The sequence below is a fragment of the Sphingomonas japonica genome (assembly GCF_006346325.1).
GTDB lineage: Bacteria > Pseudomonadota > Alphaproteobacteria > Sphingomonadales > Sphingomonadaceae > Sphingomonas > Sphingomonas japonica.
Window position 1 is genome coordinate 2,248,259 of the sequence record NZ_VDYR01000001.1, and the last position, 13,189, is coordinate 2,261,447.

Here is a 13,189-nt window from a genome sequence, read left to right on the forward strand (position 1 = left end):
GTGTATTATTAATATAATACACGCGAGGGATAGCGCACGCAAATGAAAAGGGCGGCCCGAACGGACCGCCCTCAAGCACTTCGTCGCGGCCGATATTCAGGCCGCGACCTTGTCCTTGTTGTAGATCGCGGCCGAAGCACGCAGGATCTCGAGCAGCTTCTCGAGCGCCTTGGGCTCGTCGATCTCCTCCATCGCCGCGAGTTCGCGTGCGAGGCGGCTGGCGGCGGCTTCGAAAATCTGGCGCTCGGAATAGCTCTGCTCGGGCTGATCGTCGGCACGGAACAGGTCGCGGACCACTTCGGCGATCGACACCAGGTCGCCCGAATTGATCTTGGCCTCATATTCCTGGGCGCGGCGCGACCACATGGTGCGCTTCACCTTGGGCTTGCCCTTCAGGGTATCGAGCGCCTCGCGCAGCGTCTTGTCGCTCGACAGCTTGCGCATGCCGACGCTCTCGGCCTTGTTGGTGGGAACGCGCAGGGTCATGCGCTCCTTTTCGAAGCGGAGCACGTACAGCTCGAGCTGCATTCCCGCGATTTCCTGCTTCTGGAGTTCGATCACACGGCCAACGCCGTGCTTGGGGTAAACGACATAATCACCGACGTCGAAGGACAGCGCCTTGGCAGCCATTCTGATCAACCTTTCCGTGGACCAGGCCCGAGGGGGAGCACCTGACGCCGGGTCGAGAAAACCAGGCTGGCGCGGTCGGGCCGATTACAGTTGCGTCTCTTGTGGCCGCAGCGCTCACACGCTGCGTGGATGATCCGTTTAACACAGTCGTAACAAAATTACCAGCGCACGGTTCCGCGCCGGCTGCTCATGGAACCGTTTCCAGGTGCGGACGTCGGCATATACCGCGACGCCGCGTCCGTGCAATCAATCGCCAGCGCCGGGTTCGGGCGAGAAATACTTGTCGAACTTGCCCGCCTCACCCTTGAACTTGTCCGCGTCATCGGGGGTCTGGCCCGCATTGCGGGTCACGTTGGGCCATTGCGCGGAGAAGGTCGTGTTGACCTCGAGCCACTGCTCGAGGTCGCTTTCGGTGTCAGGAAGGATTGCCTCAGCCGGGCATTCGGGCTCGCACACGCCGCAATCGATGCACTCGCTGGGATTGATCACCAGCATGTTCTCGCCCTCATAGAAGCAATCGACCGGGCACACCTCGACGCAGTCCATGTATTTGCAGCGGATGCAGGCGTCGGTGACGACATAGGTCATTGCGGGATGTGGCTCCGATGGGCGTTTCGGCCCCTGCTATTGCGGGGGGTCGGTGGCGTCAACGGGCTTTGCCGCGCTGCCTTCGGCATTGCCATCCAGCCGGGTGTACAGCGCCTGCGCCTCGGGGGCAGGCCCGCGCCGGACGGGAAGCGCCTCGATGCGCAGCACGCGCACCTCGCCATGCTGCGCGAACGCCAGCACGCTGCCGATGCGCACCGGGCAATGCGCGCGATCGATTCGCCGCCCGTCGATCCGCAGCGTACCGCGCTCGGCGAGCGCCTGCGCCGCGCTGCGCGTCTTGGCCAGCCGCGCGAACCACAAAAATCGGTCGAGCCGCATCGTTGCGGCCGCCTCAGCCAAGGTCGAGTTCCGCCAGCGCAGCGAACGCCCCGTCACGGCGAGCGGCGCGCGGCGCGGGCAGCGCACGCGCCGGACGCCGCCCACGCCAGGCCCAGTGCGGCCTGCCCTCGGCCGGGGCCACGCTCTTGAACCCCAGCATCGCCATGAGGCGGTCGAGCGTGGCCGGCGCCATCCCGATCGAGGTCGCAAAGGCGAGGTCGGGGGCAAAGGCGGCGCGGCCCTTGCGCGCATCGTGCGCGGCGCGGGCGATGCGCTCGACCAGGTCGACTCGCACCGCCTGCGCCATGATCGCGCGATATCCTCCCCCTGCCGCGGCGCGCGGCAGCACCGTGGCACCGGGCGGTGCAGCTGCGGCCGTGTCATCTCCGCGCGCGGCGAGCAGCGCTGCCCGCCACCGTGCAGGCTCGGCCTTGAACAACCGCGGATCGAACAGGTCGAGCGTACCGATCACCGCGCCGGCGCGCTTGAGCGCGCGCCGTGCCGCAGGATCGAGCCGCTCGACGGAATCACCTACCGCGCTGCGTGCGACGAAGCCTCCGCCAGTGAGCAGCGCCGCCGCGGTGACGCGCAACTGCGGATCGGACGCCGCATCGCGGGCGATCGCGTCGAGCCGGACCAGCCCTGGGACATGCGCCTCGACCCGGTCACCGAGCCAGCGCGCCAGCCGGACCTCCACCGCCGAGCGCGCCCGCATATCGAGACTGTCGAGCGCGCGGTCGAGCTTCACCCGCGGCCGGGTCAGCGCCGCCCCCGGCACCAGCGACGCGATGCGCGCGCCGTTCCATGTGATTCCCCCGCCCGACAATCCCAGGTCGCGATCGTCGGTCGCCGCGAGCGCCGCGCCGCGCCGCGCAAGTTCGCTGCCGAGACGTTTCTCCGCTGCCGCAAGCAGCATTCGCTTGTCGGTGGCATCGAGCCCGGGCAGCACCGAGAAGCGGAAGCCGTCGAGCCGCCCGATGACATGGTCCTCGACCCGCACCGCTCCGTCCTCGGCGATCGTCACCGGCAACTGGCTGGCATCGGCGCCGATCGCGCGCAGCAGCACCGTCGTGCGCTTGTCGACGAAGCGCTGCTGCAGGCTGGCGTGGAGCGCATCGGACAGTTTCTCCTCGACGCCGCGCGTGCGCTCCGCCCAATGCTGCGGATCCTCCAGCCAGTCGGCGCGGTGCGCGATATAGGCCCAGCTGCGCGCCGCGGCGATCCGCCCGGCCAGCTTCTCGACATCGCCGTCCATCCGGTCGAGCCGCGCGATCTCGTCGGCGAACCACTGGTGCGGCACATATCCCCGCCCGTCGGACAGGTGCCCGAATACGCGCCCGACGAAACGGGCATGGACATCTACGCCGAGCTTGCGGAAATCAGGGAGGCCGCACGCCGCCCACAACCGCGCGACCATGGCCGGGGAGCGAACGCGGGCGCGGACCCAATCCTCGTCGGCGAGCCGTTTCAGCACCGCGAGGTCGGTCGCCTGCGGCGCCGCGCGCAGCACGGCGTCTTGCGGGCGTTCCTCCAGCGCCGCGATCAGCGCATCGATGCTCGACAGGTCGGGCTCGCCGTCGCGCCAGTAGAGATGCTCGAGCGGCGGCATCCGGTGCCCCTCGATGGCGAAGACTTCCTCTGGCGTGAAGGCATTGGCGCCGTCCTCGCTAAGCGCTCCGAACGTGCCGTCGCGCTGATGCCGTCCGGCGCGCCCTGCGATCTGCGCCATTTCCGCCACCGTCAGCCGCCGCTTGCGCCTGCCGTCGAATTTGTGGAGCGATGCGAACGCGACGTGCGCCACGTCCATGTTGAGCCCCATGCCGATCGCATCGGTGGCGACGAGGTAATCGACTTCGCCGGCTTGGAACATTGCCACCTGCGCGTTGCGGGTGCGCGGCGACAGCGCCCCCATCACCACCGCCGCGCCGCCGCGCATCCGGCGGATCGCCTCGGCGACGGCATAGACTTCCTCGGCGGAAAACGCGACGATCGCCGAGCGGCGCGGCAGGCGCGACAGCTTCTTGGCGCCGGCATAGGACAGCGTCGAAAAACGCGGGCGGCCGATCACCTCGGCCTCGGGGACCAGCGCCTTGAGCATCGGCTTGAGGCTTTCGGAGCCGAGCAGCATCGTCTCCTCGCGCCCGCGGGCGCGCAGGATGCGGTCGGTGAAGATGTGCCCGCGCTCGGGATCGGCACCCAGTTGCGCCTCGTCGAGCGCAAGAAACGCGACCTCGCGCTCGAGCGGCATCGATTCGGCGGTACACAGCAGCCAGCGCGCCTTGGGCGGGAGGATCTTTTCCTCGCCGGTGATCAGCGCGACCTCTCCCGGCGGTTTGATCCTGACCACCCGGTCATAGACCTCGCGTGCGAGCAGCCGCAGCGGAAAGCCGATCATGCCGCTGGCATGCCCGCACATCCGCTCCACCGCGAGGTGCGTCTTGCCGGTGTTGGTCGGGCCCAGCACGGCGGTGAGCGGACTACGCGCGAACTGGCTCATGGCATCCAAGATCGCGATTGCCGCGGCGAAGCGCAAGCGCCGCGTCCTGTCGCCGCCAATAACCGCTTCGCCGCAGGGTGTGCCGCATAAGCGCCCGGTTAATTTGACTTTAAATCCTCGTCCCCACAGTGATTCGGCAAGACCGGGCCCGGGGTGGCAGTCCGGGATTTTGGGGGCCGCGCACGTTGTTCTTGCGCACCGATCAGGGGTTGAACGGCGGCGGCGGCGCTTCGAGCGGCGTCGGAGCACAGGCGTCCGCGTCGCGCGCGCTGGTTTTGCTCCCGCCCGACACGCTGCTCGATCGGCTGCGCACGACCGACTGGACGCCCGATCTCGGCTCCGACATCGGCTCGCGCACCTGGTTTCGCGGCGTCGCTACATGCCTGGCCCTGTGCGCAGGCACCTGGATGCTGGCGCCAGGCCTGTTCGATCCGCTGCCCGGAGTAACCGCTCCGGCTTTTGCCGGAGCCGATTTCGACGAGATCCGCAGCCAGTCGATCGCGCCGCTTGCGCTGGGTGCGACCACCGGCCACCGCATGGCGGCAACCGATCTGGTCGCGGCGCTTCCCGACACGCCCGAACGTCCGATCATCGACCTGACCGCGACGCTGGCGAACGGCGACACGCTGCGCCGCACGCTCGAGCGGTCGGGCGTAGCGCCGGGCGAAGCGGCGCAGGTCACCGATCTGGTCGGCCGCGCCGTCGCGCTCGGCGAGATCACGCCGGGAACCCGCCTCGACATCAAACTGGGACGCCGGGCCGTGCGTTCTATGCCGCGCCCGCTCGAAAAGCTCGCCTTCCGCGCCAAATTCGATCTCGCGGTCGAACTCGCGCGCAGCGGCGACGGCCTCGGCATCCGCCGCATCCCGATCGCCATCGACCGCACGCCGCTGCGCATCCGCGGCCGCGTCGGCACCAGCCTCTACCGCTCGGCGCGCGCCGCAGGCGTGCCTGCGCGGTCGGTCGCGGCCTTCATCAAATCGATCTCGGCCAAGGTGCCGATGACGCGAATCGGCGCCGACGACGAATATGACATCATCGTCGAACAGGCACGCGCCGAAACCGGCGAGGTTCAGCTCGGCGACCTTCTGTTCGCCGGGCTTTCGCAGGGCAGCAAGGCGGTCCAGCTGGTGCGCTGGGAACAGGGCGGAACGACGCGCTGGCTCGATCCCAAGGGCATGAACGAGCGCCGCGGCAGCATGAGCCTGCCGGTCGCCGGGCGGCTGTCGTCCGGGTTCGGCTCACGCGGCCATCCCGTTCTGGGCTTCCGCCGCTTTCACAAAGGTCTCGACATCGCCGCGCCGACCGGCACGCCGATCCATGCCGCAACCGATGGCGTCGTCGCCTTTGCCGGGCGCAACGGCGGCTACGGCAATTTCGTCAAGCTCAGCCACGGCGGCGGCATGCAGACCGCCTATGGCCATATGAGCCGGATCGCGGTGCGGTCGGGCACGCGGGTGTCGCGCGGACAGGTGATCGGCTATGTCGGTTCGACCGGCCTGTCGACCGGTCCTCACGTCCATTACGAGCTGATCAAGGGTGGCCGCGCGGTCGATCCGCGATCGGTGTCGCTCAGCAGCGTCGAGCGGCTGACCGGCAGCGACCTCGCCGCCTTCAAGTCCAAGCTCGCACGATTGATGGCAGTGCCGAGCGGCGCAGGCGCGGCGCGCGAGCCCGAGTAGCCGCTATCCGGATACGTCCCGCTTCGTGCACCACGTCATGACCGGCGCGCTGGCAGGCATCCGCATCGTCGAGTTCACCGGGATCGGCCCGGGACCCTTTGCCGGAATGATGCTCGCCGATCACGGTGCACAAGTGATCCGCATCGTTCGCCCCACCACCGCCCGGCTCCCCGCGCTCGACCGCTTCGACGTGCTCGCGCGCAGCCGATCGGTGATCGCGATCGACATGAAGACGCCAGCCGGGATTGCGGTGGTCCGCGATCTGTGTCGCTGCGCACACGGCGTGATCGAAGGCTACCGCCCCGGCGTGATGGAGCGACTGGGGCTCGGTCCCGACATCCTGATCGGTGACACGCCGGCATTGGTGTATGGCCGCATCACCGGCTGGGGGCAGGACGGCCCGCTGGCGCAGGCCGCCGGGCATGACATCAACTATATCGCGATCAACGGCGTGCTGCACACGATCGGGCGCAAGGGCGAGCGGCCGGCGGTGCCGGTCAATTATGTCGGCGACTTCGGCGGTGGCGGAATGCTGCTGGCGTTCGGCATGCTGGCCGCGCTGCTCGCGGTGCGGAACGGTGCGCCGGGCCAGGTCGTCGATGCCGCGATGGTCGACGGCTCGGCGCTCTTGTCGGGGATGGTGTGGCAGATGAAGGCCGCGGGGCTGTGGCGCGACCTACCGCAATCCAACTGGCTCGACGGCGGCGCGCATTTTTACGACAGCTACGCCTGCGCGGACGGCAAGTTCGTCGCGATCGGCGCGATCGAGGCGCCCTTCTATGCCTTGCTGCGCGAGAGACTGGGTCTGGCCGACGATCCCGCGTTCGACGCGCAGTTCGACCCCGCGGCGTGGGATGGGCTGCGCGATCGGCTCGCGGCCGTGTTCGCGACGCGCACGCGCGACGAATGGGCCGCATTGCTCGAGGGCAGCGACGCCTGCTTCGCGCCGGTGCTGTCGCTGGGCGAAGCGCTGGCGCATCCGCACATCGCCGCGCGTGGGACGTTCGTGGAGGTGGCCGGACACACCCAGCCCGCGCCTGCCCCGCGCTTCTCGAAGACGCCTGCGGCCACACCGTCCGGCGCTCGGCCCGCGGGAGAGGATGTGCGTACCGTGCTGGCTGGAATCGGCTATGACGGCGACCGGGTCGAGGCGCTGATCGCGGCGCGCATAGTCGGGTGAACCGATCGCGGATGGTACGGGAAGGAACGGCGATGGCTGGAAACACACTGATCACCGGCGCTTCCGCCGGTCTCGGCGCCGCCTTTGCACGCAGCCTGGCCGCGCGCGGCGACGACCTGATCCTGACCGCGCGCCGCGGCGACCGGCTCGAGAGCCTGGCCGGCGAATTACGCACCGCATATGGCGTGACCGTAACCGTCATTGCCGCCGATCTCGGCGTTCCGGGCGGGGCCGACGCGCTGTTCGCCGACATCGTGCGCCGCGGGCTGAGGGTCGATACGCTGATCAACAATGCCGGCTTTGGATTGCAGGGTGCGTTCGCCGACCAGGACCGCGCCGCGCTTGCCGGAATGCTCGACTGCAATTGCCGCGCGCTGGTCGAACTCAGCCATCTGGTACTGCCCGGTATGATCGCGCGGCGTTCGGGCGGCATCCTCAATGTCGCATCGACCGCCGCGTTCCAGCCGGGACCGTGGATGGCAGTCTATTACGCGACCAAGGCGTTCGTGCTGAGCTTTTCCCAAGCGCTGCACGAAGAGGTCAAGCCGCACGGCATCCGCGTCGCCGCGCTCTGCCCTGGCCCGACGCGGACCGAATTCGCGGAGCATGCCGGGATGGCGGACAGCGCGTTGTTCGCGCGGTTCGCCGGGCCGATCGACGGGGTGGTCCGCGACGGCCTGGCCGCGCTCGACGCCAATCGTGCGGTGGCCGTGTCGGGCGCGCTCAACAAGGGGCTGGCGTTCTCGACCCGCTTGGCGCCGCTCGGCATGCTGCGGCGGATGGCGGGCAGGTTGCAGAAAGGGCGGGTCCGCTGAGCGCCCCGCTCAGCGACCGGGGGCGTAGGCGCGAGCGCGGGTGGTGTCGAGGAACGCCATGTCGACGAGGTGCGTCATCGCCGCGTGCGCCTTTACCGGGTCACCTTCGGCGACGGCCTCGAACACCTTGCGGTGATCGGGCAGCGGGTCGCGGCGCAGCGGGCTGTTGCGCTGCTTGAAGATCGTCGTCCAGGCGACCGCCGCGCCGACGCCGCTGGTCAGCGACACGAGGAACTGGTTGCCCGACGCGTCGAGCAGTGCGGCGTGGAATTCCTGGTCGGCGATGCGACCGGCCTCGACCGCCAGCGTATGCGTCTCCATCGCACTCAGCGTACGTTGCATGATCTCCAGATGCGTATCGTCACGGCGGCGCGCGGCCAGCGCGGCGGCTTCGGGCTCGACAATCTTGCGCAGTTCGAACAGCGCCGCGATCAGGGCGTCGTCGGGCTCGAATTCGAAGAACCACGACAGCACGTCGGGATCGAGCATGTGCCATTTCACCCGCGCGCTGACGCGTGTGCCGGTCTTGGGTCGCGATTCGACCAGGCCCTTGGCCGCGAGCATCCGCAGTGCCTCGCGATAGGCGGTGCGCGAGATCGCCAGCCGTTCGCTGGCATCGATCTCGCCTTCGAGCACCTGGCCGGGAGCATATCGGCCCGAAACGATCGCGATACCGAGATCGCGCGCGATGCTGCCGTGGATGCGCAGCGACTTGCGCTGCGCCGCCGCTTCCCCGTCGGGCATCCGGATGTTCGCTGTCGTCGCCATCACTGGCCACCTTAGCCCAGAAGTCCGCGCGCGCAATCGCGCGCGCCCGAGCGCGACGAACGACGGGGTCGCGGCGCCCTTGGACCGCACCATCGTCGCAAACGCCGGTGGAAACTCGGGGTGCTTCGTGTATCGCCTGCCCGCGAAGGAGTATGCATGGCCAAGACGACGTTCGCCGGCTTTGGCGGCGCCCACCTCGACGCCGAACTCTACGGCCGCTCCGACAATCCCGGCGTGCTGCTGCTTGGCCTGCAAGGGGCAAGCTGGGACGCGGTCGCGGCCGCGCTGGCCGATGCCGGGCGCTACGTCATCCGCCTCGAACTGCGCAATCGCGATGTCGACGCCCAAATCGGAGATCTGCGCACCGTGCTTGCCGAACTTGGATCGCGGCCAGTCATCGTAGCGGCCGCGCAGGGCGGGAGCATCGCGGCGCTGACGCTTGGTGAGGGTGCTGCGCAGTTGGCCACCGGGCTGGTCCTGATCGATCCCGGCCCCGCCGACCCCCGTCTCGATGCCGCCGCGCGCAATCTGACGATACCGGTGCTGGCGGTGCATGGCGCGCAGGCGACCGCTGCGTTCAGCGATGCGATTCCCGATGTCGAAACCGTCGAGGCGATCGGCCCGGCGGGCATCCTCGCCGCGGATCAGGCGGATGCGTTCAGCGCGCTTCTGCTCGACTTCCTCGAACGCCGGGTGCCGCGCCAGGCACCCGAATATCGCACCGGCTCCGATCCGCGCACGCTGCGCGACGCGCTCGGATGCTTTGGCACCGGCGTTACGGTGGTGACGACGATCGAACCGGGCGGACGCCCGATCGGGCTGACCGCCAATTCCTTCACCTCGGTATCGCTCGATCCGCCGCTGCTATTGGTGTGCCTGGCGAACAGCGCCGCGAGCCTGCCGGCATTTCTCGCGGCGCCCCATTTCGCCGTCAATGTGCTGCACATCGGTCAGCAACCGGTGTCCGGGCGCTTCGCCGCGCGCGTCGAGGATCGCTTCGCGGGCACGCCGTGGGAACGCTGGGAGACCGGGGTGCCGATCATCGAGAACTCGCTCGCCAGCTTCGAATGCGCGCGTGAGGCGGTGCATGTCGCGGGCGATCATCACATCGTCATCGGCCATGTTCTGCGCGTCCGGTTCGAGCCGAGGCGCGATCCGCTGTTGTACTTCCGCGGCAAGTATCGGCGGCTGCATTTCGATTGAGGTCGCAGACAGCGATTGCCCGATCAGTCCACGAACACGGGCGCACGCTTTTCCATGTTCGCACGCACCGCCTCGATCTGGTTCGGCGTGCGCAACAGCCGTACCTGCTCGTCGCTTTCGGCCAGCAGCAGCGATGCCGCCGATGCGTCCGCCGCCTGGTTCGCCAGCCGCTTGGCAGCGCGGATCGCGTGGGGGTGGCGGCCCGCGATCGAACGGGCGAGCGCCATCGCCTCGGCATGCGGATCGTCGGCGATGCGCGTGACGAGGCCGATCCGCGCCGCTTCCTCCGCCCCGACCTCGCGCGCGGTGTAACTCAGCTCGCGCAGCACATCGTCGCGCAGCAGCGTGCGCCACAGCGCGTAGCCCGCCATATCGGGGACGATGCCCCATTTCATCTCCATGATTGCCAAGCGCGCGTCGGGCGCGGCGATGCGCACGTCCGCGCCGCTGGCAATTTGCATCCCCCCGCCGAAGCATACGCCGCGGATCGCGGCGATCACCGGCACCGGCAATTGCCGCCAGCCCCATGCCACCTGCTGGACCAGATTGGCGTCGCCATAGGGGCGGGCATGGATGTCGAGCCCCGATCCGCCGGCCGCCATGCTGGCCATGTCGAGGCCGGCGCAAAACCCGCGCCCCTCGCCCGACAGCACGACAGCGCGCAGGCCGGGCAGCGCCGCCAGTTGTTCGATCGCCGCGGCGATGGCGGCGAACATCGCCGGGTCGATCGCGTTGAGCTTGTCCGGGCGGTTGAGGCGGACGTCGGCGACGCCGCCCTCGACCGCGATCGTCACCCGCTGTTCGTCCATGATCCCGCTTCCCGGCTGTTGCCGTTCGCTTATGCGCTCAGCCGATAGCCGCGTCCACGATCGGTGTGCAGCATCGCCGGCCCGGCGGCATCGAGCCGGGCGCGGAGCCGCGAGACATGCACTGCGACGACATTGGTGCCGGGATCGAAGCGCAGTCCCCAGACATTGCGGAGCAGGGTAGCGCGCGGGACCGCGATTCCGCGACGTTCGGCCAGATATAGCAGCAGCGCGAACTCGCGCGGCAGTAGTCCCAGATCGCGACCATCGCGCGAGGCACTGCGCCGCAGCGGATCAAGCACCAGCCCACCTAGCTGGATCGGCGCGCCGCGCACCCGCGCCGCCAGCCGCGCGGCAATCTCGTGCGGCGGCGCATCGACCAGTGCTGCGTCATCGGCCCCGGCATCGAGCGCGGCGGTGACCGTCGCACCTTCGCCGCCAAGCAGCATCAGCGGCCCGCGCCATCCCCGCCCGCGAGTGCGACCGACGACGCGCGGTGCATCGTCGGTCGCGCTCAGCAGCAACGCCGCCGTCGTCGGGCAGAGGCGATCTTCCGCGATCGGCGCGAGGATCAATCCGCGCGCCTGCAATGCGGCAGCGATCGGGCCGCTATCGATATCGCTCGCCACGCGCTGCATGACGTCATGGCTAGCAAAGCGCCTCTCGATCGCGATCGCCAATCGCCTCCATTCCGGTGCAGGCGGCGGCGATTGCCGCCAGCCGCGCCCGCGCATGATCGCGTACCCGGCGACTGGGATCGGCCGTGGCCGCGGCCCAGATCGGTTCGGCCGCCGCACGGTCGGGCGCGGCACTAGCCAGCGCGGCGTGCGCCGTCACGCGCATGCGCTCGCACGGATGCGCCGCCGCGAAATGCTGCGCCAGATCGGTGCCATTTCCGCCGCCGAACTGGGCCGCCAGCGTCACCAGCGCTTCGGACGGCGCGATCGTCAGCGCGGCGTCGATGGTTCCGCGCGCGATGTCGAAGCGATGCTGGTCCACCCATGGCTGCGCCGGATCGTAGCCCAGGATGTTGAGCGAAACCGAAAACGCGTCGGGGGGCAGCTGGACATGGATGTCGCGGCGCATCCGGTACAGCATCAGCTTGCCGGGATCGAGCTTCGAGCGCTCGGCAAAGCGCAACCCGGCATGCTCCCCAGGAATGCCGCACCGCGCGGCGGGATCAATTTCGTAATAGTCGCTCCAATAGCCCGGCCCGAGATAACCGACCGTAAGGAACGAAAAATTATGGTCGTGCGGAAGGTCGTAGAAGAACGCCGCCTCCCCACTTGCGCGGACCACCGCATCGGTCCGTGCCGGCCAAAAATTGGCGCGCAGCACGAAGCGGCCGTCCGGCGGCTGCAACAGGAAAACCTGCGGACCATAGCCGTTGCTCGTTACCTGGCCGGAGCAGCGCGTCTTGAGTTCGCCGATCGCCATGTCCGCGAGGAAACTGCGGTTGCGGCCGATCCGGGCGAGCAATGGCCCAAGGCTGGCAAAGGCATCGTCATCGCGTACGTCGATGCGCGTGTCGGCGAGTGCAGCGACAAGCTGGTCGAGCTCGATCGCGCCTTCGCTGCCGGGATCTATCAGGCGTGGCACGCAGCCTCGCGCATCTTGCGGGTAACCAGCGCCAGCGTCGCCGATGCCGCGGCGTGAACTTGCGCGTCGCTGTCGCCGAGAGCCATCTCCTCCAGGCGCGGCAGCGCCGAGGCGGCATCGAGCGCGATCCATTCGCGCATCGCATCCCAGCGGAACGGCGATGCAGTATCGCGGGTGGCGGCGTCGAACTGCGCGGCGGCATCTCGTCGCCCGCAATGCCGCAGCAGCGTCAGCAGCATCGCCGTGCGCGCCGCACCGTCGTCGAGCGTCGCCTGGCGCAGCAAGCAGCCATCGGCCACAGTATATTCGCGCATGGTGGCGGCAGCATCGATGCGAACATGCGCGACCAGTTGCACGACATCGTGGCGCGGTGCCTCGATCGCCTGTGCGGTAACGCGTCCGTCGCAGCGCAGGATCGCACCGTCGGCAAGCAGGCAGGACGGCTGTTCGACGACGCGCATCCCGTCGCCTTCGACCGTCCAACGCCGCAGCTTCGCCCCGTGCGCACGGATATAGCGGGTGACGGTCATCCGGCCGCTGGCGACCACGCTCGCACGCTGCGCTGCCGCGGCGAGCGCGCACGCGTCGATGACGCTCGCGCTGATCGAGACCACCGCATTCTCGAACAGCACCGCACCCGTCCGCGACCCGTCGCGGCTGACCTTGAGCGGCACGTCGAGCAACGGCCAAGCGCGGACCTCGGCGACCAAGGGGGCGAGCAGCTCCGCCACCCAAGCGTCATCGGTAAACCATTGTTCGGCGACATCCGCCACCTGCGCGGCGCTGGTACAGTCTGCAAAACTGGCATCGATCGCGGCCCGCACCGAATGCTCGCGCCAGGCTTTCGCGAAGGCGACCGACGCCGGACGCGCGGCGAGGATTGCGCTGCGCACGGCAGGTGACGTCCCGTCGGCCATGACGTCAGCCGGTCTGGTAGATCAGCACCGCGACCGCGATGATGTGCTCGAACACGTCGTCGCGCGCCGCCTCGGCGACCCGGATCGCGCCGCTGGTGGCGATCTGCGTGCCCAGCTCGACGATCTCGTCGATGACGATCCCGAAATTGACCATGTCCCTCCCCC

The 13,189-nt window shown here is 68.9% G+C and carries 14 protein-coding genes; 4 read left to right on the forward strand and 10 right to left on the reverse strand.

The window, feature by feature from the left end:
• Window positions 1-96: 96 nt before the first annotated feature.
• The 4 genes from FHY50_RS11075 to FHY50_RS11090 all read right to left on the reverse strand — a co-directional run bounded on the left by FHY50_RS11075 (window position 97) and on the right by FHY50_RS11090 (window position 4,054).
• Window positions 97-630: a CarD family transcriptional regulator gene (locus tag FHY50_RS11075; protein WP_140230777.1), complete on the reverse strand. Its 534-nt coding sequence runs from the start codon at window positions 628-630 to the stop codon at window positions 97-99.
• Between the two features lie 246 nt (window positions 631-876).
• Complete coding sequence (gene fdxA, locus FHY50_RS11080) at window positions 877-1,218, reverse strand: ferredoxin FdxA (protein WP_140230778.1); 342 nt, start codon at window positions 1,216-1,218, stop codon at window positions 877-879.
• A gap of 36 nt (window positions 1,219-1,254) precedes the next feature.
• Window positions 1,255-1,557, reverse strand: coding sequence for an RNA-binding S4 domain-containing protein (locus tag FHY50_RS11085; protein WP_140231167.1), 303 nt, complete (start codon window positions 1,555-1,557; stop codon window positions 1,255-1,257).
• Between the two features lie 13 nt (window positions 1,558-1,570).
• Window positions 1,571-4,054, reverse strand: a complete 2,484-nt coding sequence (locus FHY50_RS11090) for a helicase-related protein (RefSeq protein WP_140230779.1) — start codon at window positions 4,052-4,054, stop codon at window positions 1,571-1,573.
• A 185-nt stretch (window positions 4,055-4,239) separates the two neighbouring features.
• Between FHY50_RS11090 and FHY50_RS11095 the strand changes: the two genes are divergently transcribed.
• From FHY50_RS11095 to FHY50_RS11105, 3 genes are read left to right on the forward strand one after another with little or no spacing between them, the layout of a single operon-like run.
• Window positions 4,240-5,736 (forward strand): M23 family metallopeptidase, encoded by a 1,497-nt coding sequence (locus tag FHY50_RS11095; protein WP_243846628.1) that lies wholly within the window; start codon window positions 4,240-4,242, stop codon window positions 5,734-5,736.
• Window positions 5,737-5,773: 37 nt separating this feature from the next.
• Window positions 5,774-6,916, forward strand: coding sequence for a CaiB/BaiF CoA transferase family protein (locus FHY50_RS11100; protein ID WP_140230780.1), 1,143 nt, complete (start codon window positions 5,774-5,776; stop codon window positions 6,914-6,916).
• 32 nt (window positions 6,917-6,948) lie between these two features.
• Entirely contained in the window at window positions 6,949-7,731 is a 783-nt protein-coding gene (locus tag FHY50_RS11105) for an SDR family NAD(P)-dependent oxidoreductase (protein ID WP_140230781.1), read from the forward strand.
• Between the two features lie 9 nt (window positions 7,732-7,740).
• Here FHY50_RS11105 and FHY50_RS11110 read toward each other — a convergent pair whose 3' ends face one another.
• On the reverse strand, window positions 7,741-8,499 hold the full coding sequence (locus FHY50_RS11110) for a FadR/GntR family transcriptional regulator (RefSeq protein WP_243846629.1): 759 nt from the start codon (window positions 8,497-8,499) through the stop codon (window positions 7,741-7,743).
• A 156-nt stretch (window positions 8,500-8,655) separates the two neighbouring features.
• Between FHY50_RS11110 and FHY50_RS11115 the strand changes: the two genes are divergently transcribed.
• Window positions 8,656-9,702, forward strand: coding sequence for a flavin reductase family protein (locus tag FHY50_RS11115; RefSeq protein WP_140230782.1), 1,047 nt, complete (start codon window positions 8,656-8,658; stop codon window positions 9,700-9,702).
• A 23-nt stretch (window positions 9,703-9,725) separates the two neighbouring features.
• On the opposite strand, the gene FHY50_RS11120 is transcribed toward FHY50_RS11115, so the two are convergent.
• The 5 genes from FHY50_RS11120 to FHY50_RS14235 are packed head-to-tail and all read right to left on the reverse strand — an operon-like array spanning window position 9,726 to window position 13,178.
• Complete coding sequence (locus tag FHY50_RS11120; RefSeq protein ID WP_140230783.1) at window positions 9,726-10,511, reverse strand: crotonase/enoyl-CoA hydratase family protein; 786 nt, start codon at window positions 10,509-10,511, stop codon at window positions 9,726-9,728.
• 29 nt (window positions 10,512-10,540) lie between these two features.
• On the reverse strand, window positions 10,541-11,188 hold the full coding sequence (locus FHY50_RS11125) for a winged helix-turn-helix domain-containing protein (protein ID WP_166745429.1): 648 nt from the start codon (window positions 11,186-11,188) through the stop codon (window positions 10,541-10,543).
• Window positions 11,157-12,107 carry a transposase gene (locus FHY50_RS11130; RefSeq protein WP_180345113.1) on the reverse strand — a complete coding sequence of 317 codons (951 nt, stop codon included), beginning with the start codon at window positions 12,105-12,107 and terminating at the stop codon, window positions 11,157-11,159. Before FHY50_RS11130 ends, FHY50_RS11125 begins: the two co-directional genes overlap by 32 nt.
• Window positions 12,095-13,024 carry a hypothetical protein gene (locus tag FHY50_RS11135; RefSeq protein WP_140230785.1) on the reverse strand — a complete coding sequence of 310 codons (930 nt, stop codon included), beginning with the start codon at window positions 13,022-13,024 and terminating at the stop codon, window positions 12,095-12,097. Before FHY50_RS11135 ends, FHY50_RS11130 begins: the two co-directional genes overlap by 13 nt.
• 4 nt (window positions 13,025-13,028) lie before the next feature.
• Window positions 13,029-13,178 carry a hypothetical protein gene (locus tag FHY50_RS14235; RefSeq protein WP_166745430.1) on the reverse strand — a complete coding sequence of 50 codons (150 nt, stop codon included), beginning with the start codon at window positions 13,176-13,178 and terminating at the stop codon, window positions 13,029-13,031.
• Window positions 13,179-13,189: the final 11 nt, after the last annotated feature.

Excerpts from the sequence above, each read along its gene's own strand:
- FHY50_RS11075 (WP_140230777.1), bottom strand. The coding sequence starts at position 630 with ATGGCTGCCAAGGCGCTGTCCTTCGACGTCGGTGATTATGTCGTTTAC.
- FHY50_RS11090 (WP_140230779.1), bottom strand. The coding sequence starts at position 4,054 with ATGAGCCAGTTCGCGCGTAGTCCGCTCACCGCCGTGCTGGGCCCGACC.
- FHY50_RS11110 (WP_243846629.1), bottom strand. The coding sequence starts at position 8,499 with ATGGCGACGACAGCGAACATCCGGATGCCCGACGGGGAAGCGGCGGCG.
- FHY50_RS11135 (WP_140230785.1), bottom strand. The coding sequence starts at position 13,024 with ATGGCCGACGGGACGTCACCTGCCGTGCGCAGCGCAATCCTCGCCGCG.
- FHY50_RS11115 (WP_140230782.1), top strand. The coding sequence starts at position 8,656 with ATGGCCAAGACGACGTTCGCCGGCTTTGGCGGCGCCCACCTCGACGCC.
- FHY50_RS11105 (WP_140230781.1), top strand. The coding sequence starts at position 6,949 with ATGGCTGGAAACACACTGATCACCGGCGCTTCCGCCGGTCTCGGCGCC.
- FHY50_RS11085 (WP_140231167.1), bottom strand. The coding sequence starts at position 1,557 with ATGCGGCTCGACCGATTTTTGTGGTTCGCGCGGCTGGCCAAGACGCGC.
- fdxA (WP_140230778.1), bottom strand. The coding sequence starts at position 1,218 with ATGACCTATGTCGTCACCGACGCCTGCATCCGCTGCAAATACATGGAC.
- FHY50_RS11120 (WP_140230783.1), bottom strand. The coding sequence starts at position 10,511 with ATGGACGAACAGCGGGTGACGATCGCGGTCGAGGGCGGCGTCGCCGAC.
- FHY50_RS11100 (WP_140230780.1), top strand. The coding sequence starts at position 5,774 with ATGACCGGCGCGCTGGCAGGCATCCGCATCGTCGAGTTCACCGGGATC.
- FHY50_RS14235 (WP_166745430.1), bottom strand. The coding sequence starts at position 13,178 with ATGGTCAATTTCGGGATCGTCATCGACGAGATCGTCGAGCTGGGCACG.